Origin of the sequence: Pseudomonas weihenstephanensis, from assembly GCF_016812185.1 — a bacterium.
GTDB classification, from domain to species: domain Bacteria; phylum Pseudomonadota; class Gammaproteobacteria; order Pseudomonadales; family Pseudomonadaceae; genus Aquipseudomonas; species Aquipseudomonas weihenstephanensis.
The window spans coordinates 1,065,090-1,087,921 of the sequence record NZ_JAAEBV010000001.1 but is presented as its reverse complement, the minus strand read 5'-3'; the positions used below and the strand labels follow the sequence as shown (position 1 = coordinate 1,087,921).

The 22,832-nt window shown below is 57.8% G+C and carries 23 protein-coding genes; 9 read left to right on the top strand and 14 right to left on the bottom strand.

Annotation, left to right across the window (positions count from 1 at the left end):
- Window positions 1-95: 95 nt before the first annotated feature.
- Together GYN01_RS04905 and GYN01_RS04900 are read left to right on the top strand one after the other, a co-directional pair.
- Window positions 96-374, top strand: coding sequence for a DUF1145 domain-containing protein (locus tag GYN01_RS04905; RefSeq protein WP_048362708.1), 279 nt, complete (start codon window positions 96-98; stop codon window positions 372-374).
- A complete protein-coding gene (locus GYN01_RS04900) occupies window positions 367-1,125 on the top strand; it encodes a hypothetical protein (RefSeq protein WP_048401087.1) in 759 nt (252 codons plus the stop codon). Before GYN01_RS04905 ends, GYN01_RS04900 begins: the two co-directional genes overlap by 8 nt.
- Window positions 1,126-1,212: 87 nt before the next feature.
- On the opposite strand, the gene GYN01_RS04895 is transcribed toward GYN01_RS04900, so the two are convergent.
- Entirely contained in the window at window positions 1,213-1,677 is a 465-nt protein-coding gene (locus tag GYN01_RS04895; protein ID WP_048401086.1) for a CopD family protein, read from the bottom strand.
- 97 nt (window positions 1,678-1,774) lie between these two features.
- On the opposite strand from GYN01_RS04895, the gene dinG reads away from it, so the two are divergent.
- The 5 genes from dinG (at window position 1,775) to pdxH (ending at window position 9,783) form a co-directional block, all read left to right on the top strand.
- Window positions 1,775-3,919, top strand: a complete 2,145-nt coding sequence (dinG, locus tag GYN01_RS04890; protein WP_048401081.1) for an ATP-dependent DNA helicase DinG — start codon at window positions 1,775-1,777, stop codon at window positions 3,917-3,919.
- Window positions 3,920-4,014: 95 nt separating this feature from the next.
- Window positions 4,015-6,366 carry a beta-galactosidase gene (locus GYN01_RS04885; protein WP_203306667.1) on the top strand — a complete coding sequence of 784 codons (2,352 nt, stop codon included), beginning with the start codon at window positions 4,015-4,017 and terminating at the stop codon, window positions 6,364-6,366.
- A gap of 358 nt (window positions 6,367-6,724) precedes the next feature.
- Complete coding sequence (locus GYN01_RS04880; protein ID WP_048362713.1) at window positions 6,725-7,870, top strand: serine hydrolase domain-containing protein; 1,146 nt, start codon at window positions 6,725-6,727, stop codon at window positions 7,868-7,870.
- A 109-nt stretch (window positions 7,871-7,979) separates the two neighbouring features.
- Entirely contained in the window at window positions 7,980-9,110 is a 1,131-nt protein-coding gene (locus GYN01_RS04875) for an OmpA family protein (RefSeq protein ID WP_203306666.1), read from the top strand.
- Between the two features lie 25 nt (window positions 9,111-9,135).
- On the top strand, window positions 9,136-9,783 hold the full coding sequence (pdxH, locus tag GYN01_RS04870) for a pyridoxamine 5'-phosphate oxidase (RefSeq protein WP_048362715.1): 648 nt from the start codon (window positions 9,136-9,138) through the stop codon (window positions 9,781-9,783).
- Here pdxH and GYN01_RS04865 read toward each other — a convergent pair.
- A complete protein-coding gene (locus GYN01_RS04865; protein ID WP_048401075.1) occupies window positions 9,731-10,012 on the bottom strand; it encodes a hypothetical protein in 282 nt (93 codons plus the stop codon). The two genes, pdxH and GYN01_RS04865, sit on opposite strands and share 53 nt — an antisense overlap.
- 186 nt (window positions 10,013-10,198) lie before the next feature.
- Here GYN01_RS04865 and GYN01_RS04860 point away from each other — a divergent pair, with 186 nt between their 5' ends.
- The gene (locus GYN01_RS04860) at window positions 10,199-10,663 is read left to right on the top strand and encodes an outer membrane lipoprotein (protein ID WP_048362716.1); all 465 of its coding nucleotides are present in this window, start codon (window positions 10,199-10,201) and stop codon (window positions 10,661-10,663) included.
- Between the two features lie 219 nt (window positions 10,664-10,882).
- Here the strand turns inward: GYN01_RS04860 and nhaA are convergent, their stop codons facing one another.
- The 4 genes from nhaA to GYN01_RS04840 all read right to left on the bottom strand — a co-directional run bounded on the left by nhaA (window position 10,883) and on the right by GYN01_RS04840 (window position 15,370).
- Window positions 10,883-12,067 (bottom strand): Na+/H+ antiporter NhaA, encoded by a 1,185-nt coding sequence (nhaA, locus tag GYN01_RS04855; RefSeq protein ID WP_048362717.1) that lies wholly within the window; start codon window positions 12,065-12,067, stop codon window positions 10,883-10,885.
- Window positions 12,068-12,313: 246 nt separating this feature from the next.
- Window positions 12,314-13,924: an NAD(P)/FAD-dependent oxidoreductase gene (locus tag GYN01_RS04850; protein ID WP_048362718.1), complete on the bottom strand. Its 1,611-nt coding sequence runs from the start codon at window positions 13,922-13,924 to the stop codon at window positions 12,314-12,316.
- 115 nt (window positions 13,925-14,039) lie between these two features.
- Window positions 14,040-14,711, bottom strand: a complete 672-nt coding sequence (locus GYN01_RS04845; protein ID WP_203306665.1) for a COG3650 family protein — start codon at window positions 14,709-14,711, stop codon at window positions 14,040-14,042.
- 59 nt (window positions 14,712-14,770) lie between these two features.
- Window positions 14,771-15,370, bottom strand: a complete 600-nt coding sequence (locus GYN01_RS04840) for a short chain dehydrogenase (RefSeq protein ID WP_048362719.1) — start codon at window positions 15,368-15,370, stop codon at window positions 14,771-14,773.
- 104 nt (window positions 15,371-15,474) lie between these two features.
- On the opposite strand from GYN01_RS04840, the gene GYN01_RS04835 reads away from it, so the two are divergent.
- Window positions 15,475-16,383: a LysR family transcriptional regulator gene (locus tag GYN01_RS04835; protein WP_048362720.1), complete on the top strand. Its 909-nt coding sequence runs from the start codon at window positions 15,475-15,477 to the stop codon at window positions 16,381-16,383.
- Here the strand turns inward: GYN01_RS04835 and GYN01_RS04830 are convergent.
- From GYN01_RS04830 to livH, 8 genes are all read right to left on the bottom strand, one after another.
- Window positions 16,380-16,883 (bottom strand): DoxX family protein, encoded by a 504-nt coding sequence (locus GYN01_RS04830; protein WP_203306664.1) that lies wholly within the window; start codon window positions 16,881-16,883, stop codon window positions 16,380-16,382. The genes GYN01_RS04835 and GYN01_RS04830 overlap by 4 nt on opposite strands.
- Window positions 16,880-17,656, bottom strand: a complete 777-nt coding sequence (locus GYN01_RS04825; RefSeq protein WP_203306663.1) for an HvfC/BufC N-terminal domain-containing protein — start codon at window positions 17,654-17,656, stop codon at window positions 16,880-16,882. The genes GYN01_RS04830 and GYN01_RS04825 overlap by 4 nt, the downstream gene beginning before the upstream one ends.
- Entirely contained in the window at window positions 17,653-18,534 is an 882-nt protein-coding gene (bufB, locus tag GYN01_RS04820) for an MNIO family bufferin maturase (RefSeq protein WP_048363025.1), read from the bottom strand. Before bufB ends, GYN01_RS04825 begins: the two co-directional genes overlap by 4 nt.
- A 23-nt stretch (window positions 18,535-18,557) precedes the next feature.
- Window positions 18,558-18,866 (bottom strand): BufA1 family periplasmic bufferin-type metallophore, encoded by a 309-nt coding sequence (locus GYN01_RS04815; RefSeq protein ID WP_048362723.1) that lies wholly within the window; start codon window positions 18,864-18,866, stop codon window positions 18,558-18,560.
- A gap of 309 nt (window positions 18,867-19,175) precedes the next feature.
- The gene (locus GYN01_RS04810) at window positions 19,176-19,877 is read right to left on the bottom strand and encodes an ABC transporter ATP-binding protein (protein WP_048362724.1); all 702 of its coding nucleotides are present in this window, start codon (window positions 19,875-19,877) and stop codon (window positions 19,176-19,178) included.
- Window positions 19,878-20,645, bottom strand: coding sequence for a high-affinity branched-chain amino acid ABC transporter ATP-binding protein LivG (livG, locus tag GYN01_RS04805; protein ID WP_048362725.1), 768 nt, complete (start codon window positions 20,643-20,645; stop codon window positions 19,878-19,880). It abuts the gene before it with no gap.
- Window positions 20,642-21,898: a high-affinity branched-chain amino acid ABC transporter permease LivM gene (locus tag GYN01_RS04800; protein WP_048362726.1), complete on the bottom strand. Its 1,257-nt coding sequence runs from the start codon at window positions 21,896-21,898 to the stop codon at window positions 20,642-20,644. Before GYN01_RS04800 ends, livG begins: the two co-directional genes overlap by 4 nt.
- Window positions 21,895-22,818, bottom strand: coding sequence for a high-affinity branched-chain amino acid ABC transporter permease LivH (gene livH / locus GYN01_RS04795; RefSeq protein WP_048362727.1), 924 nt, complete (start codon window positions 22,816-22,818; stop codon window positions 21,895-21,897). The genes GYN01_RS04800 and livH overlap by 4 nt, the downstream gene beginning before the upstream one ends.
- Between the last annotated feature and the right edge of the window lie 14 nt (window positions 22,819-22,832).

The window sequence follows — 22,832 nt, the reverse complement described above, 5'->3', positions numbered from 1 at the left end:
GCGCATTAAGGAATTTTTATCGACGCCTCTGGCGCAGCTATCCTGCGAGCCGTTAAGGTGCGTCCAAAGAAAAACATAAATGAAGGGGGGACGCTATGAAGGTGCTTTGGGGGCTGGGGAAAGTCTTGACCCTATTGTTCTGGGTTGTTGTTGTCATCAACGTGTTCAGCCCACTGATCAACCCGTTCGATTTACTGATTAATCTGGCAGGCAGCTTGCTGCTGTTGACGCACGTACTTGAACTGTTGCTGTTTAACGGCAGTTTGAAACAGCGGCCGCACCCTTGGCGTGATCGTCTGAACATCCTGTTGGTGGGCATCTTCCACTTGCAAACCCTTCGCTCCACTTCAGAACAAGGCGCTCATCATGCGTAAGTTATGTTTACTGGTCGCCCTGTGCAGCCCCTTTGTGCATGCCGAATCGGTCAAGGTTGACCCCAACACCTTGATGCGCCTGCCCGCCAATGCCAGTGTGTTGCAGCTGGAAGCGCTAGAGGTCGCGGATTACGGCACCTTGTTGATCCCGGCGGGTGTTACACAGGTCAACATTGATCAATTGCGTTTGGGTCATGAAGCGCGCATTACCATCGTGCCCGCCGAACGGGCCATTGAGTTGCGGGCAGCGTATGCAGAGTTTGGCGAAGGCAGCCAAATCAACGCCCGCGGCGCGGCGGGTACCTATGAGAAACCGGCTCGGCCCGCGCGTGATTTGAGCCTGCGCTTTGATGCGTTACAAGCCGCAGAACTGTCCATTGATGCCCGTGGCGGTACCGGCGCTCCTGGCTTTGCCGGCTTGGACGGTGGTAACGGCGAGGCGCCGGGTTGCACGTGGGGTTCGGCAGGTTCGGGCTTCAATGGACAAAACGGCGGCAACGGCCAGCAGGGCGCCCCCGGTGCACAGGTGCGTGTAGAGCTGCCGCGTGACTTTCCTGATGACTTGATCAAAGTGCGCGTCGACGGCGGCGCTGGCGGCAAACCGGGTGTGGCCGGGCGCGCAGGATCAGGCGGCAAATCCAAGGGTTGCTTGGTGTATCGCACTGACGGCGGTAAGTCGGGCCGTCCAGGGTTGGCCGGTGAACCGGGTGAAGCAGGTTCAGCTGGCGCAGTAACCATCCAGCGCCTGTAAAAGCGCGCGCCGTAGTGGCTGGCAAGGTACGAAGGCTGCGAGCTGTTGCATGATCGTTAGGCGGTCCTCATGCAACGGCCGCAGGCGTTAAAACACCGGGCGCGCTGCTGCGATGGCCACCAGCACCAGCCCCACAATCAAATTGCACCCCACCAATCGGCGAATTTTCCCCATCACCGCTGCGCCCGTTGCCCACTGCTCAGATTCCACAGCCTTGCGCAGTTCAGGCAATTGCAGCGATTGAATCCGGATAAATAACGCCACCATCACGATGTACAGTCCCATCATGATCTGCACATAACGCGGCGCGGTTTCGAAACCGTTAAAGCGGATTTGCAACAGGCCCACACCGCTTATCGGCAAAATCACGACGGCCACCCAGACCCACCCAAAAAAACGCTGAAAGACCTCGACCCACAGTTTTAGCCTCACCGGGCCGTCAAGGGCCGCCACGCTGGCGGGGCGCAGGATCATCCAGGCAAAAAACATCCCGCCCACCCAGATCAGGGCGGCCAAAACATGCAGGCTGTAGGCAAGGGCAAAGGCGGTCATGAGGTACTCCGTGCGGCGCGGGATGAATTAGCGGGGTATGATAGCGGCCATTCGAACCACTGAAAATTTATCCAGCGTTTCTCGCGCCCGAAGAACCATGATTAGTACCGAACTCAAATCCCAGATCCAGGGCGCATACTCGCGTTTTCTCGAAGCCAAGAGCCTCAAACCACGCTACGGCCAGCGGTTGATGATCGCTGAAGTGGCCAAGGTGCTCGGCGACATTGACACCGATGAAGAAGGCCACCGCAGTGGCGAACCGGCCGTGGTCGCTGTAGAAGCGGGCACTGGCACCGGTAAAACCGTGGCTTACAGCCTGGCGGCGATTCCTACGGCCAAGGCTGCCGGCAAGCGTCTGGTCATCGCCACGGCGACCGTGGCCCTGCAAGAGCAGATCGTCTACAAAGACCTGCCTGACCTGATGCGCAACAGCGGGTTGAATTTCAGTTTCGCGCTGGCCAAAGGCCGTGGGCGCTACATGTGCTTGTCCAAGCTCGACATGCTGCTACAAGAAGGCCACGCCCAAACGGCGACCGCGCAGCTGTTCGAAGAGGAAGGCTTCAAGATTGAAGTCGACGAAGCCAGCCAAAAACTGTTCACCAGCATGATCGAAAAACTGGCGGGCAATAAATGGGACGGTGACCGCGACAGTTGGCCTCAGGCCCTCGAAGACCAGGACTGGGCGCGTCTGACCACCGACCATAGCCAATGCACCAACCGGCATTGCCCCAATTTTGGCCAATGCGCCTTTTACAAGGCCCGCGAAGGCATGAGCAAAGTGGACGTGATCGTGACCAATCACGACATGGTGCTGGCAGACCTGGCCCTGGGCGGCGGCGCGGTGTTGCCCGACCCGCGTGACACGCTGTACGTGTTCGACGAAGGTCACCACCTGCCGGACAAAGCCATCGGTCACTTTGCGCATTACACGCGTTTGCGCTCGACCGCCGACTGGCTGGAGCAGACTGCCAAGAACCTTACCAAGCTGCTGGCGCAACACCCGTTGCCGGGCGACTTGGGCCGCTTGCTGGAGCAAGTGCCTGAGCTGGCCAAAGAGATCAAGGCACAACAGCAGTTCATGTTCACCACCTGCGAGCAAATCGCTGACTTCAAGGTCGGTGAAGAGCCTGAAGGTCGTGAGCGCCCGCGCCATCGTTTTGTCGGGGGATTGATACCCGAGCACATGCGCGAAATGGGCATCGAACTGAAAAAAGGTTTCTCGCGCCTCACCGACCTGTTCACCCGTTTGACCGAAATCCTCAAAGACGGCATGGACGGTGAGGTCAGTATCGGCATCACCAGCAATCAGGCTGAAGAGTGGTACCCATTGTTTGGCAGCTTGCTATCCCGCGCCCAAGGTAATTGGGAGCTGTGGACGGCCTTCACCACCGAAGACCCTGAAGACAACCCGCCGATGGCGCGCTGGCTGACCCTGGCTGAAAGCGGCTCGTTGTTTGACATTGAGGTCAACGCCAGCCCGATTCTGGCCGCTGAAATGCTGCGTCGTAATCTGTGGAACGTGGCGTATGGCGCGCTGGTGACCTCGGCCACGTTAACCGCTCTGGGCACATTTGATCGCTTTCGTATGCGTGCCGGCCTGCCCAAAAAGGCCGTGACGGCGGTAGTGCCAAGCCCGTTTCATCATGCCGATGCAGGGGTGTTGCGAGTGCCCGACCTCAAGGCTGACCCGCGTGATGCCACGGCCCACACGGCTGCGATCATTCGCGAACTGCCAGGGTTGGTCGAAGGTTCGAAAGGCACGCTGGTGCTGTTTTCATCGCGCAAGCAAATGCAGGACGTGTTCGACGGGCTGGAGCGCGACTGGCGCAAGCAGGTGTTCATTCAGGGCAATCTGTCCAAGCAGGAAACACTCAACAAGCACAAGGCGCGGGTCGACGGCGGCGACTCCAGTGTGCTGTTTGGCCTGGCCAGTTTTGCCGAAGGCGTGGACTTGCCCGGCGCCTACTGTGAGCACGTGGTCATTGCCAAAATCCCGTTCTCAGTGCCTGACGATCCCGTTGAAGCGGCACTGGCGGAATGGATTGAAGCGCGCGGTGGCAACCCGTTCATGGAAATATCCGTGCCCGATGCCTCGCTCAAACTGGTGCAGGCTTGCGGGCGCCTGCTGCGCACCGAGCAGGATCGCGGGACGATCACGTTGCTGGATCGACGACTGGTCACCCAACGTTATGGCAAGGCGATTTTGAATGCCTTGCCGCCTTTCCGGCGCGAAATTTCTTAAGTGCAAGTCGGCCATATGGCCGATTTTGCTGTCTATGCTTTGTCTTTCACCACCTTACAGGCCGCTTATCGGTCGTCAGGGAGAACCACTGTCTTATGATTCGCCGTTCGCTTTCTGCTGTTTTAGCGCTGCTGGTCACGACCCCGCTTCTGGCGGCGCCTGCGGGTCAACAAACCTTGTTCAACTTCGTTCGCCCTGCCGATGTGGTCCAGGTGGCGACCGTGGATGCGAGCTTGCCGCAATACAATGCGGAGCAAACGGCGGAGGGTGAGGTGCTGCGCCGTGTAACCTTCAACCCGGCCACGACCCCGAGCCTGATCCTGAAACCGCAGACCGGTGTGTGGGACTGGTCGCAGTCCGGGATGATGACCTTGCGCATTCAAAATGCCATGAACTGGGCGCTGACCCTCGACATCACGGTTCACAGCAGCAACGGTAAAACCCTGACCAGCCGGGTCGCCTTGCCAGCCGGACCTGCGCAGACATTGTTATTACCCTTGCAAGCCAACACCCCGCATAGCCAGGGCATGCGCGCCGGGCCGCCGATGCCAATGACCCTGGATGGGCAACGTATTTTGCTGGCCGCCAGCCAGGGCGAACTTGATCGCAGCCAGGTGGTGTCGGTGACCCTGTCGATCCCGCATCCCAATGCAGCGCAAAGCATCTTGCTGGAACGTTTTGGCGTGCAAGACGGCGAGGGCGTAATCAAAGCCGTGTACGGCTCGATCGTGGACGGCTATGGGCAGTCAACCCGCGCCAGATGGCCGGAGCGCGTGACCAATGACGAGCAGCTAAAGGCCGCAGCCGCCAAAGAGCAGCAACAGCTCAAAGGATGGTTGGCCAAACGTGGCGATCAGGACCAATACGGCGGCTGGACCACGGGCACCCCTTTTGAAGCCACGGGTTTTTTCCGGACTGAAAAGCGCGACGGGCGGTGGAATCTGGTCACCCCCGAGGGCCACCCTTTTTACTCCCTGGGCTTGAATGCCGTCACGGCCAACGACAGTCAGACGTACGTCGCCGGGCGGGAATGGATGTTCAGCGCTTTGCCTGAAAAAGACCAGCCGTTGCATGCCTACTACGGCACGTCAAACCACAACAATGGCAACGGCGCGACTCAGGGCCGCGATTTCAACGCCGGGCGCTGGTACAACTTTTATGGCGCTAACCTGCAACGCATTTATGGTCAGCCGTGCAGTGTCACTAAACCCGCCGATGGCGCACAGCCGGCCACACCTTGTGCGCCGCAGGCCTTCGATGCCAAACGCTGGCAAACCCACACGCTGGATCGCCTGCAAGCATGGGGTTTCAACACCATCGGCAACTGGAGCGACCCGCAGTTGGGCCAGAATGATCGCGTGCCTTACACCCTGCCACTGTCGATCGTCGGTGATTACGCCAGCATCAGCACCGGCTCTGATTGGTGGGGCGGCATGCCTGACCCGTTTGACCCGCGCTTTGCAATGGCTACCGAACGCGCTGTGGCCATTGCGGCGCGTGACCATCGTGACGATCCGTGGTTGATCGGCTACTTTGCAGACAACGAATTGGCATGGGCTGGTCCCGGCGATGATGCCAAAAGCCGTTATGCACTGGCCTTCGGCACGTTGCGCATGACCACTGACGTGCCGGCCAAGCGTGCGTTCCTCAAGCAACTGCGCGACAAATACCGTAACCAGCAGGGCTTGTCCAAGGCGTGGGGCGTTGAAATTGCTGCGTGGGAACTGCTCGAAGACCCGGGCTTCGAAGCACCGTTGCCCAATCCGCAACACCCGGAAATCGAAGCCGACTATCAAAACTTCCAAAAAGTATTTGCCGACACGTACTTCAAGACCCTCTCCGATTCTTTGAAATGGCACGCGCCCAATCACCTGTTATTGGGCGGCCGATTTGCAGTCAGCACCCCGCAGGCGGTGGCGTCTTGCGCGCAGTATTGCGACGTACTGAGTTTCAACTTCTACACCTTGCAACCTCAGGACGGCTACGACTTCGCCAAACTGCATGCACTGGACAAACCGGTCATGATCACCGAGTTCAATTTCGGTTCGCGTGACCGTGGCCCGTTCTGGGGCGGTGTGACAGAAGTGGCCAATGAAGAAGCCCGCGGCCCGGCCTACGCCAAGTTCCTTAAGCAAGCCGTGGCAGAACCCTCGATTGTGGGCGTGCATTGGTTCCAATATCTGGATCAGCCCGTGACCGGGCGCCTGTTGGATGGTGAAAACGGGCATTTCGGTTTGGTCGGCATCACCGATTTACCGTTTACCGGGTTTGTCGACAGCGTGCGTAAGACCAATTTGCAAGTGCTTGAGCAACTCGGCCAAGAGGCTGCCAAGGCCCAAGCTGACGCACAAAAAGTGCTCAAAGCGCCACGCCATGCGCCACAGGACGGCAATGAAGGCGGCTCAGGTGCGGGCCACGCGGGCGGGCATTCAGGTAAAGGTCACTGATCCTATGAACCCCGATCAGCGGCGGTGTCTTTCGTCGCTGATCGGACCTTTTCACGTTTACCTCCCACGCTTAAAACGAGCTTTGTTTACTCGCACACAGCACTTTTTTCTCACCATCCAAACCCCAGGTTTTGACTGATTGCTGGTCAAAGCGCTTGCGAGGCATGCTCGCTCTTACACGTTCTGCTGAAATCCCGAGTATTTTTCACAAAAAATCCACTCTCATCTCGTTACCTTTGGCGGGTGATTTCGCATGCTCAAAAATTGTGCGTTCAGAACCGTTTAGTCTGTTTCAAAATCTGACAGGGACTGGAACAATGCACGCCTTGTAGAGCCATGCTTGAACCAGGAGGTGCGGGTGCAGATTCAGGGTTTTCACGACCTTAAGTTCGAAGCAGTGCGCGAAGCATTTGCCGATCTTTTCAATGATCCGCAAGAGCGCGGTGCAGCGCTGTGCATCCAGATTGGCGGTGACACGGTGGTTGATCTGTGGGCCGGCACAGCGGACAAAGACGGTGAGCAAACGTGGCATACCGACACGATTGCCAACCTGTTTTCCTGCACCAAAACCTTTACGGCCGTGACCGCTTTGCAATTGGTGGAAGAGGGCAAGTTGGCGCTGGACGTCCCCGTGGCAAAGTATTGGCCTGAGTTTGCGGCAGCGGGCAAAGCCTCTATTACTTTGCGCCAATTGCTGAGTCACCGTGCCGGGCTGCCTGCATTGCGCGAACTGTTGGCGCCAGAAGCGTTGTATGAATGGCCAACCATGGTGGATGCGCTGGCTGCTGAAGCGCCTTGGTGGACGCCGGGCGAAGGCCATGGCTATGCCGCCATCACCTATGGCTGGTTGGTCGGTGAGTTGATTCGTCGCGCAGACGGGCGCAGCCCTGGCCAGTCGATCGTGGCGCGTACTGCCCAGCCTTTGGGCCTGGATTTTCATATCGGGCTGGCAGATGACGAATTTTACCGGGTGGCGCATATCGCTCGCAGCAAGGGCTCGCAGGGCGATGCGTCTGCGCAGCGCTTATTGATGGCGATGATGAAAGAGCCTGCGTCCATGAGCACCCGGGCATTTACCAACCCGCCGTCTATTATGACCAGCACCAATAAGCCGCAATGGCGCCGGATGGAACAGCCCGCTGCCAATGGTCATGGTAATGCCCGCAGTCTGGCCGGTTTTTACAGCGGTTTGCTGGATGGCAGGCTATTAGGCCCCGAGATGTTCGCTGAGCTGACGCGTGAACACAGCGTGGGTGAAGACAAAACATTACGCACCCAGACGCGGTTTGGCCTGGGTTGCATGCTGGATCAGCCCCAGGTTGGGAATGCAACCTATGGTTTAAGTGCTAAGGCATTTGGCCATCCGGGGGCGGGCGGTTCGATTGGTTTTGCGGACCCGCAACGGGAGGTGGCCTTTGGCTTCGTCACCAACACGTTGGGGCCTTATGTACTGATGGACCCGCGAGCACAAAAGCTGGTGCAGGTATTAGCGACGTGTTTGTAAGACTCTTTTGTAGGCCGTAGGTCGGATCACTGTGGCTTTAATGCGCTTAATACGCTTTTTTATACGTATATCGCGTCCGATTATTTCTAATTCATTGTGTGGATATTCAATGTCATCTAATAAGACCCTCGCCTTGGCCCTGTGCCTGGCAATCACCGGTTGCGCACAAACTCCACAAAATGACGCCGAAGGTGGCCACAAATGGTGGCAGCTGGGCGCGTCTGACCAAGCTGACGCCCCCGCTTCGGTCGATAAAAAGGATGCCGTAGCGACCAAACCCGCGGATAAAAAAGCCTCTGCGCCCGTGGCTGCCAAGGCCGCACCTGCGCCAGCTTTAGCAGACGCTAAAAAAGACAGCGGCTTCGATTGGTGGCCTTTCGGCTCTGACAGCGCGAAGAAAGACGCCCCGACTGAAAAGCCAAAAACCGTGGCGGCCGCGCCCGCAGCGGCTACCAGCACTGAAAAGAACTGGTGGTGGCCGTTCGGCAGCACTGCTAAAGACAGCAAAACGACCGCTGGCAACGTCGTCCCGATGCCGGACCCAAAAATCACGCAAGCCTGGCTGGACGAATACGAACCCCGTTTGCGTGCGGCCATCAAAGACACCAACCTGCAACTTGAGCGTCGCGAAAGCCTGCTGGTGATCGTGGCTTCTGCGGACAGCTCGTTCAAAGCCACGCGTCCTGACTTGTTGATGCCTTCTATGCTGGGCCCTTTCACACGCGTTGCTAAAGTGGTTGAAGGCGATCCTAAAACCGCCGTGCTGGTACTCGGCCATGCCGACTCCACGGGCGCTATGGCGGGTAACACCAAGCTGAGCCTGGACCGTGCGCGTTCGGTGGCGGCTATTTTCCGCATGAGCGGCTTGCAAGCCAACCGGTTGACCCTGCGTGGCATGGGTTCGGTGATGCCGCGAGCGGCCAACGACAGCAACGAAGGTCGTGCATTGAACCGTCGTGTTGAAATTCTGATGACGCCGCAAAACACCATGTTGGCGCTGGTCAGCAAATACAGCCAGCCAACGTTGTCGCCAGCCGATCTGGTTGCCGTGCAGCCTGCCGTTGCGCCCACCAAGGCCGTAGCGGCTAAAAAGGGCGCGGCCGCGTCCAAGAAAGCCGTCGTTGCCAAAAAATCCGCGCCAGCCAAGAAACCCGTGAAAGCTGCGCCGGCCAAGAAAGCCGTCGTCGCGAAAAGCGCAGCGGCTAAAAAGGACGTTGCCAACGCTCAAGCCAAGAATTAATCGGTTTGATTAACGGGAGGGTGTCATGACTCAAGCGCTGGCTGATATGCGACGCGATTACACCCGTGATGGACTCGCCGAGGCTCAGGCCCCGGCGGAGCCTTTCGCGCTGTTTCACCAATGGTTTGCGGATGCGGTCAAAACCGAGCAACCGCCTGTCGAAGCCAATGCCATGACCTTGGCAACGGTTGATGATGAAGGGCGTCCGCATTGCCGGGTCCTGCTGCTAAAAGGGCTGGATGCACAGGGCTTTACCTTCTTTACCAACTACACAAGTGCCAAAGGTCAGCAACTGGCAGCACGGCCTTACGCAGCCATGACATTTTTCTGGCCAACGCTGGAGCGTCAGGTGCGTATCGAGGGCCAGGTGGTCAAGGTTACGCCAGAGGAATCCGACGCTTACTATCAGGTGCGCCCACTGGGCAGCCGGATCGGCGCGTGGGCGTCACCGCAAAGTCAGGTCATTGCAGACCGTGAGGCGTTAGCCCAATTGCTTCGCGTTACTCAAGAGCGTTTCAGCGACACGCAGCCCCATTGTCCTGAGCACTGGGGCGGATTCAGGTTGTTACCCGAGCGTATCGAGTTCTGGCAGGGGCGACCTAGCCGCTTGCATGATCGTCTCAACTATCGGCGTGACGGGGCTGACTGGACGCGGGAGCGGCTGGCGCCTTGATGCTGTAGTCAGCCGCCGCAGCTTGCAGCCATTGAGGCAAGTCGCGGCGTTTGATCTTCTGCTGGCGCGCTGCTGTCAGGCGTTGCAGCATAAAGTCCTTCTTGGCGGGATCGTCTCCCGCTAAAGACAGCGCCAAATCCCTGTCCATCCAGCGCTTGATACGGACATACAGCCACCCGTGGAAATACAACCCGGCGGCAGTGGTGATGAAAATGATGAAGTAGTCCATGACGGTCCTGTGATGGGCGAGGCGAATTCGTCGATTTCCCGCTACGCTTGCTTAACGTTTTGAATAAGTAATGGCTTGAATTTGCCTGTACAAGCGCTGAATAAAGGCCATTTTATCCGGGCTGAGCCGTGACAGGCCTCAAGCAGCGGAGTTTAATGAACCCCTGATCTTTTGGAGTTGATCTAAATGCGTAAGTCCGTACTGTTAATTGCTGCTTTTTCTACCATGACAGTCTTGTTGGGCGGCTGCACCTCCAACTTGACTGGCGACTCTTACTCGCGTGATGAAGCCCGCCGTGTACAAACGGTTCGTATGGGCACCATCGTGGCTTTACGCCCTGTGCAAATTGAAGGCACCAAGACCCCAATCGGTGCTGCAACTGGCGCCATCGTAGGTGGGGTGGGCGGCAGTGCGATTGGTGGCGGGCGCGGTAGCATCGTCACAGCGGTTATCGGCGCTGTCGCCGGTGGCTTGCTGGGTTCTGCGGCTGAATCGGGCCTGACTAAAACCCAGGGCGTTGAGATTACCGTGCGTGAAGACGACGGCAGCACCCGTGCTTATGTTCAACAAGTTGAACCTAACCAAGTGTTCCGCACCGGTGAGCGCGTGCGCATCATGACCGTTGACGGCACCAGCCGCGTCACTCAATAAGTCATCGGGCAAAAACAAAACCCCGGCCAGTGTGAACTGGCCGGGGTTTTTATTGCCTGTCGCCTGCGTAAAAACCTGTAGCCACTGACGAGCAACGCGAGGCTGCATCCGGCGACAGGGTCGTCGTAAGCCCCGTCAACAGGGTATGTCAGACATACCGCAGTGACAGGGGTTACGGCTCGACCGAACACCTACAGAGTGCAGGTGCGAATCGTACGGCTACGAGGAGAGTTGTTGCTTGCGACTCGCCATAGCGGTGACGGCATAACCGATCAACGCCGCCAGGATCGAACCGGTAAGGATACCCATGCGGTCCATGCCCACGTAGTCGCTGCTGCCCGCGACAAACGCCAGTGAGCCGACAAACAGGCTCATGGTGAAGCCGATACCGCATAGGATCGCCACGCCAAAGACTTGCCCCCAATTAGCGCCGGACGGCAATGCGGCCAACCCGGTTTTGACTGCGAGCCAGGTCAGGCCGAACACGCCGACGGTTTTACCAATCAGCAAGCCTGCGGCGATCCCCATTGGTACGTGGCTGATGAAGTTATGCAGGGTGATGCCGGACAGAGAGACGCCCGCATTGGCAAACGCAAACAGCGGCAAAATCCCGTAAGCCACCCAAGGGTGTAGCGCATGCTCGATGGTCATCAGGGGTGATGGCTCCGAGTTTTTGGTGCGCAGCGGGATGCAGAACGCCAAGGTGACACCGGCCAAGGTTGCGTGCACGCCACTTTTGAGCACGCACACCCACAGGATCAAACCGACGATCATGTACGGCGCCACTTTTATCACGCCCATCCGGTTCATCAGGATCAACGCGACGAGGCATGCGGCTGCCAGAGCCAGGGAGATCCCCGACAGTTCGCTAGAGTAGAACAGTGCAATCACGACGATCGCACCCAAGTCGTCGATGATTGCCAGGGTCATCAGGAACAGCTTGAGCGACACGGGAACACGCTTGCCCAGCAGTGCCAGCACACCCAGTGCAAAGGCAATGTCGGTGGCCATCGGGATAGCCCAGCCGCCGAGTGCGTCCGGGTAGTCCTTGTTGATGAACCAATAGATCAGCGCTGGCACCACCATGCCGCCAATCGCCGCCGCACCGGGCAGCACGACTTGGGACGGCTTGGACAGCTGGCCTTCCAGCAACTCGCGTTTGACCTCAAGGCCGATCAACAGGAAGAACAAGGCCATCAGGCCATCGTTGATCCAGAGCAGAGAAGGTTTGGCAATTTGCAAGGCACCGATTTGCACAGCCACGGGCGTGTCCAAAAAGGCCATGTAGAAGTGCGAAAGCGGTGAGTTGTTGATGATCAAAGCCAGAGCGGCTGCGGCAATCAACAGCAAACCGCTGGCAGCTTCCAACTGAAAGAAACGAGTGAAAGTGCTACGCAGAGGCAAGGTCGCTCTCCATCAGTGAGTAAAGGGGTGCAACACCCTAACCTGTGGGGTTAGTTGTTAAAACAAAAACTATATTCTTTTTTGTTATAAGCAGGTGCGTGATCTCACACTGCCAAAAACGCTGGCCGTTGTATGTCAAATTGAGTCGGGAATATGCCGTTAACGACCGTAGGAAAGGGGTGTAACAACGCTGGAAAAAAACCTGTAGGAGCGCGTTTGCCTCGCTCCTACAGGGCCCATTCGCTTTTAGGCGTCGAGGCCGAGCATGTCACGGGCCACGGCTTCGGCAATACGAATGCCATCCACCCCGGCTGACAGGATGCCGCCCGCATAGCCGGCGCCTTCACCGGCCGGGAACAGCCCTTTGACGTTGAGGCTTTGCATCGACGCGTCACGGGTCATGCGCAGGGGCGATGAGGTGCGGGTTTCGATACCGGTCAGGATCGCGTCATGCATCGAGAAACCTTTGATTTGCTTCTCAAACGCAGGCAAGGCTTCGCGGATGGCTTCAATGGCGTAATCGGGCAAGGCCAGCGCCAGGTCGCCCAGCGCTACGCCAGGCTTGTACGACGGTTCTACACTGCCCAACGCCGTCGAAGGTTTACCAGCAATAAAGTCACCGACCAACTGCGCCGGCGCTTCGTAGTTGCTGCCTCCCAAAATGTAGGCGTGCGCTTCGAGGCGCTCTTGCAGTTCGATACCGGCCAATGGGCCGCCCGGGTAGTCTTCGGGGGTGATGCCGACCACGATGCCCGAGTTGGCATTGCGCTCGTTACGCGAGTATTGGCTCATGCCGTTGGTGACCACACGGCCAGGCTCGCTGGTGGCGGCAACCACAGTACCGCCAGGGCACATGCAGAAGCTGTACACCGAGCGACCGTTTTTAGCGTGGTGCACCAGCTTGTAGTCAGCGGCACCCAGTTTCGGGTGACCGGCGTATTTGCCCAACCGCGCGCTGTCGATCAGCGATTGCGGGTGTTCAATCCGGAAGCCTACCGAGAACGGCTTGGCCTCCATGTACACGCCGCGGTCGTGCAGCATACGGAAGGTGTCACGGGCACTGTGGCCCAACGCCAGGATCACATGGCGGGAGTTCAGTTGCTCGCCATCGGTCAGTACCACGCCGGTCAGCTGACCATTGTCGATCAGTACATCTGCCACGCGTTGCTGGAAGCGCACTTCGCCACCCAGCGCTTCGATTTGCTGACGCATGTTTTCTACGACACCGGTCAGACGGAACGTACCGATATGCGGCTTGCTGACGTAGAGGATTTCGTCGGGTGCGCCTGCTTTCACGAACTCGTGCAGCACTTTTCGACCGTGGTGCTTGGGATCTTTGATCTGGCTGTACAGTTTGCCGTCAGAGAATGTCCCGGCACCGCCTTCACCAAACTGCACGTTGGACTCCGGGTTGAGCACGTTTTTGCGCCACAGCCCCCACGTGTCTTTGGTGCGCTGGCGCACTTCAGTGCCGCGCTCAAGGATGATGGGTTTGAAACCCATCTGTGCCAGCAACAGGCCAGCAAAAATGCCGCAAGGCCCGAAGCCGACCACAATCGGGCGTTCGCTCAAATCGTGTGGGGCGTGACCGACGACTTTGTAGCTGACATCCGGTGCCGGATTGACGTTGCGGTCGTCCGCGAACTTGAGCAGCAACGGCGCTTCATCACGCACCGACAGGTCGATGGTGTAGATAAAGCACAGTTCGGAAGATTTTTTACGCGCATCGTAGCTGCGCTTGAACAAGGTGAAGTCGAGCAGGTCAGCATCGGCGATGCCCAGGCGTTGCACGATGGCAGGGCGCAGGTCTTCTTCGGGATGGTCGATCGGCAACTTGAGTTCGGTAATTCGTAACATGACGGTGTCCAGTATCGGGGCCAGGTATACCCCAGCAGCCATAGACCGGCGATTATAGGCTGCTTCGGGGTAAAACCGTCAGGCTAAAACGGCAATGTTCAGTAACAACCGTCGATTAATCGTTCCGTGCGCCGCCGAAATAACCGCAGCCGCGTTGAACCTGACCATTGACGCGCAGTTCTGCCCCCAGGTGCTGCACGCTGCCATCAACGCTGTCGGTGCAGCGTTGCGGGGCGACCCACAGTTCGATGCGTTGGTTGTTGGCTTCAGTGGACAAGTAGAAGCGGCCGTCACCCACTTGTTCTTCAACATAGGGCAGTACCAGCGGTGGCTGGCCTTCACGGGTCATTTGCAGGCCTTTGCCGCTGGCGCGCACTTCCCACGCCGGGCCGTTACCGTTGGCATGCACGGTCAGTTGTTTGAAGTTCGGGTCTTTGCAGGCGCTGCTGCTGCGCTCCAGACGATAGAGCTGCTTAACATCGACTTCGCCATCGGAACCGGCTGATTTGCTGGCAGTAAAGCTGCCACGAATGTCTGCGAATAACGCGCCAGGTTTGACAGGCATATCCATCGCATCTTGTACGAGGGTGGTGTCAGCGCTGTCGCGAACCACATAGCGCTGTTGCCCGATACAGGGTTGAAACACCAGCTCGCCGTTGGCCGAGAGCAGTTCACCTTGCAGGCGGGACAAACCGGCATTGCTGTCCACCGGTTTGCTGTTGAACAGTTGGCAGCCCGCAAACACGGGGAGCAGGGCGACTAAAACGAAGGAACGGGCAACACGCATCATTGGGACTCCTGACAAGTGTCGCCACGTTACTTAGGCGCGACGCGCATCACAAGTGTTTAGCCCACCTGATAGGTCTGACCTGTGTGCAGACCTTCGACACTTTTGGCGTACGCCAAAGCCACGTCCGCAGCCGGCACCGGCTTGAAACCGCGGAAGTACGGTGCGTAATGGCCCATGGCTTCTTCGAGCACCGTCGGGCTAACCGAGTTCACCCGTAGCCCACGGGGCAGTTCAATGGCGGCAGCTTTTACAAAACCATCCAGTGCGGCATTCACCAGCGCGGCCGAACTGCCCGTGCGAATCGGTTCGCGATTGATCACACCGCTGGTGAAGGTGAACGAGGCGCCATCATTGGCGAATTCGCGTCCGATCAACAGCAAATTGACTTGGCCCATGAGCTTGTTCTGCAAGCCCAATGCAAAGTCTTTTTCGCTCATCTCGCCCAAGGGAGCAAACGTGACGCTACCGGCGGCGCAGATCAGCGCGTCAAATCGACCGGTTTGTTCAAACAGTTTGCGAATCGAGGCGCTGTCGCTGATGTCCACCTGCACGTCACCACTTTTAAGGCCAATGCGCACAATCTCATGGCGGCCCGAGAGTTCGCGATCAATGGCCGAACCGATGGTGCCGTGTGCGCCGATCAACAGAATTTTCATGATGTGTTCCTGGAGTGGGTGGGTGTGGACTCAGTCTAGTACTGGTTTTTTGGAGCGATAAGCGCACTAATAGGCAACCTTTGGTTTTCATATGGAAACAATTGATGAGCGAAATGGATGACCTTGCGGCGTTTGCCGTGTTGATCGACGCGGGCAGTTTTACCTTGGCTGCCCAGCAACTGGGTTGCAGCAAGGGTCAGTTGTCCAAACGCATCAGCCAATTGGAAGCGCAGTTTTCGGTGGTACTGCTGCACCGCACCACCCGTCGTTTGAGCCTCACGGCGGCGGGTGCAGCGCTATTGCCCCAAGCGCAGGCATTGGTGGTGCAAGTGGAGCGAGCGCGTCAGGCTTTAGCCCGTCTGAAGGAAGATATGGCGGGGCCTGTGCGTATGACGGTGCCGGTTTCTTTAGGTGAAACCTTCTTCGATTCGTTGCTGCTGGAGTTCTCGCGTGATTACCCCGATGTCCAGGTCGAACTGGAACTCAACAACAGCTATCGCGATCTGGCGCGTGACGGGTTTGATCTGGCGATCCGCTCACAGGTGCACAGTCACGAGCGCCTGGTGGCCAAACAGGTGGTCAACTGGCACGAAATGACCTGCGCCAGCCCTGCATACCTGGCGCAAAACGGTGAACCCGTAACGCCACAGCAACTGGTCGGGCACAGCTGTTTGCTTAACAGTCACTACAGTGGCCGTGAAGAGTGGCAGTACCACCAGCAGCATGAACTGCATCGGGTGCGTGTCTCTGGGCCGTTTGCCAGTAATCACTACAGCTTGCTGAAAAAAGCGGCAGTGATTGGCGCCGGTATCGCACGTTTGCCGTCGTACATGCTTCACAACGAATTGGCAGACGGCCGCTTGTGCGTATTGCTGCGTGACTACCAGACCCGCAGTCACCCGATGTACCTCGTGCATCCGTATCAGGGCGGTTTGCCCAAGCGTACCCAGGTGTTGGCAGATTACCTGGCCGGATGGTTTCAGCGCAGCGGTGAGAGCATGGCGCAGCTCTAACCAAAACGCCGGGCAATCAGGTGATCAATCGAGAAGGCTCCCGGCCCTTTGGCCATCAGGTACAGAAAAATTGCGATCCACGTGCCGTGAGTGGGATACGCATCGGGGTAGACGAATAGCTGAATGGTCAGGGTCATGCCGAGCAGGGCTAACGCTGAAAAGCGCGTAGCCAGGCCCAGCAAGATCAGCACAGGGAAAAAATGTTCGCAAAACGCCGCCGCGTGGGCCGCGAACTCAGGAGAAAGCACAGGCAGCTTGTATTCGTGACTGAACAGGTAAACCGCAGAGCCTGACAAACGTGGCATACCCAGTTCGAACGTGCCGGACACCAGGTCCACGGCAAACCCTTCGACCTTGGTTTGCCCGGACTTCCAGAATACGGCCGCAATTGAGACCCGGGCGATCAAGGCGATCAGTGTGTGGGGAATGCATTGCATCCACCCAATCACACGGGCGAGTGCGCGCCGAAACACGCAGGAATGTTCAGCACACGTGTTCATGGCGATACCTCGGGGCTGGGCTGCAGTTCAGTGATGGCGCCTTGGCTGATCAATAGCGCCAGGCTTTGGCTTAAATCGAAAAGCGGGTCGGCTTGCAGTGCATAGGCGGCAGCTTCGCCGAGCGGGCAGCCGCTTTTCATAAACCGTACAAAGGCCACGCACCCTGAGCGCACGGCGAAGACTTCAACACTCAAGCCGTTACGCAGCACCAATGTGCTTTGCGGTTGGAGCGGGTCAAGTCCTTTGATTTGGCCTTGACCATGATGCGCGGCCCATAACGCAGCGACGGCATAAGGCGAATGCAGGGTGGCAACGCTGGGGTGCAGCGTCATGCGTAACTGGTCCAATGTGTCGGGCGTGCTCAATGCAAGGGCCAGGGTTTGCGGGGCCACGGGGCTGGCATCGGCGGCGTGAAAGGCCTGCACACACAGCCGTTCAAGACGGGCCACATCCGCCAGGTAAGGCACTTTGCTGGCGGGCGCGAAACCCTGGATGAAATCCGCAAACTGGCGGCCGTAGGTGCTCATGACCGGGTTTTGGGGGGGGTGTTTCTGAATGAATAACTGCGCCATGGCGTTAAAGAACGCTTCGCCGACCAGCTGTGCAACCACCGGAAAGCTGGTCTCTAACGCGTTGATCAAGCCACTTTGTACATTGTTGCGGTAGACCGAAAAACGGCTGAGGATATCGCCGCCGCTGGGGCTGATGATCCCTTGTGGGCAGGCGTGTTGTGGGGCAAGCACCGCGGCGCTGAATGCCTGTTGCAAGGTCATGGGAACACCTGTGGGGTTGAGTGTAAAAAGTGCTCGGCGAGTTGAGCTTCGGTGATCAGTGCGCTCAGCTCAGGCAGGTGATTGTCGCGTTCGATCAGCGTCGCCACAGGCCCGGTGCGTGCCAGCACCTGCTGATAGAGGGCCCACACCGCGTCATCGATAGCTGCCCCGTGGTTGTCTATCAACAATCGTTGACCCGCGCTGTCGGTGTCTTCGGCAAAACCCGCCAGATGTAGCTCACCCACCGTATGTAACGGCAAGGCATCGATATAGGCCAAAGGGTCGCGTGCATGGTTGGTGCACGACACGTAAACGTTGTTGACATCCAGCAGCAAACCGCAGCCGGTGCGTTGTATGACGTGCTCTATAAAGGCTGCCTCGGTATAGCTGGCCTGATCGAACTCGATATACGTGGCCGGGTTTTCCAGCAACATCGTGCGTTGCAGTGTGTTTTGGACCTGGTCGATATGGGCGCACACCCGTGTCAGCGTGGCGTCGTCATAGCGTAATGGCAGCAGGTCATTGAGGAAAAAAGGGCCGTGGGTGGACCAGGCCAGATGTTCGGAAAACTGCTCGGGCTGGTAGCGCTCAAGCAAGGTTTTCAAACGTTTCAAATGTTCGGAATCGAGCGCTGCGTCGGCGCCTATAGACAGGCCGACACCGTGAATGGACAGCGGGTAGTGTTCACGAATCAACGTTAAGTAATGATGAAACGGACCCCCGGCCACCATGTAGTTTTCGGCATGTACTTCGAAGAACCCGACATCAGGACGGGTTTGGAGTACATCCTTGAAATGCTCGGCCTTGAGCCCCAACCCCACGCGCGGTGGAAGTTGGGGCGCACCAGGCGCGATGAGCGAAGCATCAGGGCTGTGCATCATCATGACTCTGGCGCCGTGTTTCAGGACTTGGCTGTGAAAGCGGCCAGTTGGCCAAAACCGGTGGGCGAGGTGCTGCTGGTGGTTTTTTCGCAGCTGCCTTTAGGGACGAGTTTCCAGGCGTTGGCTTGATGGTCAGTTTTGGCAGTGCCAGCGCAGGTGGTGCCAGCGCCCGCCGCGCAATCGTTTTGGCCTTTCATGGCCACACCGAAGCATTTTTCCATGTCGCCCGCAGCCACAGCGGTCGTTGGCAGAGCAGCGATGCTCAATGCAGAACCCAACGCCAAAGCCAGAGCAGCGGCGGACACAGTGCGGGTGGTTTTGTTAGTCATGGTGTTTCTCCAGGGTTGAGGTTTTATGCCTGCCAGCAGCGAATGTCTGCCGGCTTACCCCACTAGAGAAACGAGGTCTGGATTTGTTACAGAGAACTCAAAAAAAATTGAAATGAGTGTTTTTTATTCACCGGGTGAATGCGGCCTCTCTTAGGCGCGGTTGAAGGATTTTACGACCGCTGCGTCTCTGAACGCCGCAGTCTCACTGCTCGTCCGCGGCTCCAGGTGTTAGGTGCGTGCGGCATGACTTCATGGCTGCGGGTCATAAAAAACGGCCCCGTAGGGCCGTTTAGGGTGTGGCTGGCAGGGTTAGCCGCCCAGGTAAGCGTCGCGCACTTTTGGGTCGTTGAGCAGTTGCTCTCCGGTGCCCTGCATGACGACTCGGCCGTTTTCCAAGACATACGCGCGGTCGGCAATTTTCAGTGCCTGGTTGGCGTTTTGCTCCACCAGAAACACCGTCACGCCTTCTTTGCGCAGTTGCTCGATGATGTCGAAAATCTGCTGAATGATGATCGGTGCCAAGCCTAATGATGGCTCGTCAAGCAGCAACAGCTTGGGTTTGCTCATCAGTGCGCGCCCAATCGCGAGCATTTGCTGCTCGCCCCCGGACATGGTTCCGCCGCGTTGGGTAAAGCGCTCTTTCAGACGCGGGAAAAGATGCAGCACCTTGTCCATTTGCTCCTGATAGTCGTGCTTGTCGGTGAAAAAACCGCCCATGGCGAGATTTTCTTCCACCGTCAGTCGGGCAAACACCCGACGGCCTTCAGGCACCACGGCGATGCTCTTGCGCATGATGTGCGCAGAACTCAAGCCCACCAGCTCTTCGCCCAAATAGCGAATGCTGCCGCTGTGGGCTTGCGGTGAGCCGCACAAGGTCATCATCAACGTCGATTTGCCAGCACCGTTGGCACCGATCAGCGTCACGATTTCCCCCTGACGCACTTCGACATTGACACTGTGCAGCGCCTGAATCTTGCCGTAGAAGGTCGAAACGTTTTCGAATTGCAGCATTTACGCTTCCCCCAAATAGGCTTTGATCACGTCAGGGTTGTCGCGGATCTGTTCCGGTGTGCCATCAGCCAAAGGCGTGCCTTGGTTGATAACCACGATGTGGTCAGAAATGCTCATCACCAGCTTCATGTCGTGTTCAATCAGCAATACCGTGGCGTTGTGCTCTTCGCGCAGCACGCTGATCAACGCTTTCAGGTCCTCGGTTTCCTTGGGGTTAAGCCCCGCAGCGGGTTCGTCGAGCATGAGAATGCGCGGGCGCGTCATCATGCAGCGAGCGATTTCAAGGCGCCGTTGCTGGCCATAAGCCAATGTGCCCGCCGGGCGGTTGGCGAACTCGGTCAGGTTGACCTTGTCCAGCCAGTACGCGGCGTACTCCATTGCATCACGTTCGCTTTTACGAAACGCCGGGGTCTTGAACAGCCCTGCCAGAAAGTTGGTATTGAGGTGGCGATGCTGTGCGATCAGCAGGTTCTCGACGGCGGTCATGTCTTTAAACAGGCGTACGTTCTGGAAGGTACGCACGACGCCCTTGCGGGCGATTTCATGACCCGGCAAGCCTTCAATCGACTGACCATCGAGCAGGATGCTGCCAGCCGAAGGCTTGTAGAAGCCGGTCAGGCAGTTGAATACGGTTGTTTTGCCGGCCCCGTTAGGGCCGATCATTGATACAACCTGTTTTTCTTTGACGGTCAGGCCCACGCCGTTGACCGCCAACAAGCCGCCAAAGCGCATGCTCAGGCCGCTGACTTTCAGGATCTCGCGGCTCATTGGCGCAGCTCCAGGTGAGGACGTTGCATGGGCAGCAGGCCTTGCGGACGCCAGATCATCATCAACACCATCAGGGCACCGAACAGCAACATCCGGTACTCACTGAAGTCACGCATCATTTCGGGCAGCAGGATCATCACCACAGCAGCCAGAATCACGCCCAGCTGTGACCCCATACCGCCAAGCACCACGATGGCCAGAATGATCGCCGACTCAAGGAAGGTGAACGATTCCGGGGTCACCAAGCCTTGGCGAGCGGCGAAGAAGCTGCCCGCAAAGCCCGCAAAGGTCGCGCCCAGGGTGAAAGCTGAAAGCTTGATAATCGTCGGATTCAAACCCAGTGCACGGCAGGCAATTTCGTCTTCGCGCAGCGCTTCCCACGCACGACCAATGGGCATGCGCAGCAGGCGGTTGATCACGAACAGCACCACCAGCACCAGGACCAATGCGATCAGGTACAGGAAAATCACCTTGTTGATCGAGTTGTAGGGCAGGCCGAAGTATTCGTGGAAGGTTTGCATGCCTTCAGCGGCGGTTCTGTCGAAGCTCAACCCGAACAGCGTCGGTTTAGGGATGTTGCTGATGCCGTTTGGTCCGCCGGTGATCTCGGTCAGGTTACGCAGGAACAGGCGAATGATCTCGCCGAAACCCAGCGTCACGATGGCCAGATAGTCACCGCGCAAACGCAGCACCGGGAACCCCAGCAGGAAGCCAAACGTAGCTGCCATCAACCCGGCGAGGGGCAGGCACACCCAAAAGCTGAAACCGAAGAAGTGCGACAGCAACGCGTAGGTGTAAGCGCCCACGGCATAGAAGCCCACGTAGCCCAGATCCAGCAGACCAGCCAGACCCACCACGATGTTCAGGCCCAGGCCCAGCATCACGTAGATCAGGATGAGTGTGGCAATGTCCACCGCACCGCGTGAGCCATAGAACGGCCATACCAATGCCACCAGCACCAGCCCGAGAATGATCCAGCGCTGAGTGCTGGGCAGGGTCAAGAAGTTACTGGCTTTGGCTGGCACTTTTGGCAGGCCGGGCGTGGCTTTCCAGGCCGCGCTCAATTGTTGGTTGAATAGCACGCGCACAAACATCAGCAACGAGCAGATTGCGATCACGCTCAGGGTAAAGGCGCTGGTGTTGTGAACTTCAATGTTGATCCCGACGATGGTCAGTTTCAGGCCAAGCACCGGGTAGGCGACTGCCCAGACCAGCAGGGCGCTGAAGAGCGCCGACTTAAGATTCCTAGTCATACTTTTTCGATCTCCGGACGCCCCAGAATGCCGGTCGGACGGAACAGCAGCACCAATACCAACAGGCCAAACGCCACAACATCTTTGTACTGGTCGCCGAAGATGTCGGCACCAAAGGCTTCAGCTACACCCAATACCAGCCCTCCGAGCATCGCGCCCGGAATGCTGCCGATACCGCCCAGTACGGCGGCGGTAAAGGCTTTAAGCCCCACCAAAAACCCCGCATTGGGGTTGATCACGCCGTATTGCACGCTGATCAGCACGGCGGCGACGGCGGCCAGCGCGGCACCAATGACGAAGGTCAGGGCGATCACGTTGTTGGTGTTGATGCCCAGCAAATTGGCCATCTTCATGTCTTCGGCGCAGGCGCGGCAGGCGCGACCCAGGCGTGAACGGGAGATGAACAGTGTTAGGCCCAGCATGGCGAGGAAGGTGACCACGAAGACCACAATCTGCATGTAGGAAATAACCACTTCGCTGGCGCCACCCGGACCGAAGGTGAAGCCGCCAGGAATCAAGTTTGGAATCGATTTGTCTTTTGAGTCCTGAGACAAAAGCACCATGTTTTGCAGGAAGATCGACATACCGATGGCAGAAATCAAAGGGATAAGGCGATTACTGCCGCGCAAAGGACGGTAGGCCACCCGTTCAATGCTGTAGCCGTAGGCACTGGTGACCACGATGCTGGCCAGAAAGGCCGCGGTCATCAGCAACGGCACGCTGTCCAGACCCATCATGGTCAGGCCGGCGATGGCGATAAACGCAATATAGGAACCAATCATGTACACCTCGCCGTGGGCGAAGTTGATCATTCCAATAATGCCGTAAACCATCGTATAGCCGATGGCGATGAGGGCATATGTGCTGCCAACGTTGAGGCCGTTAACCAGCATTTGGAAAAAGTGATAGATGTCAGGCATTACCAAGCTCCTAA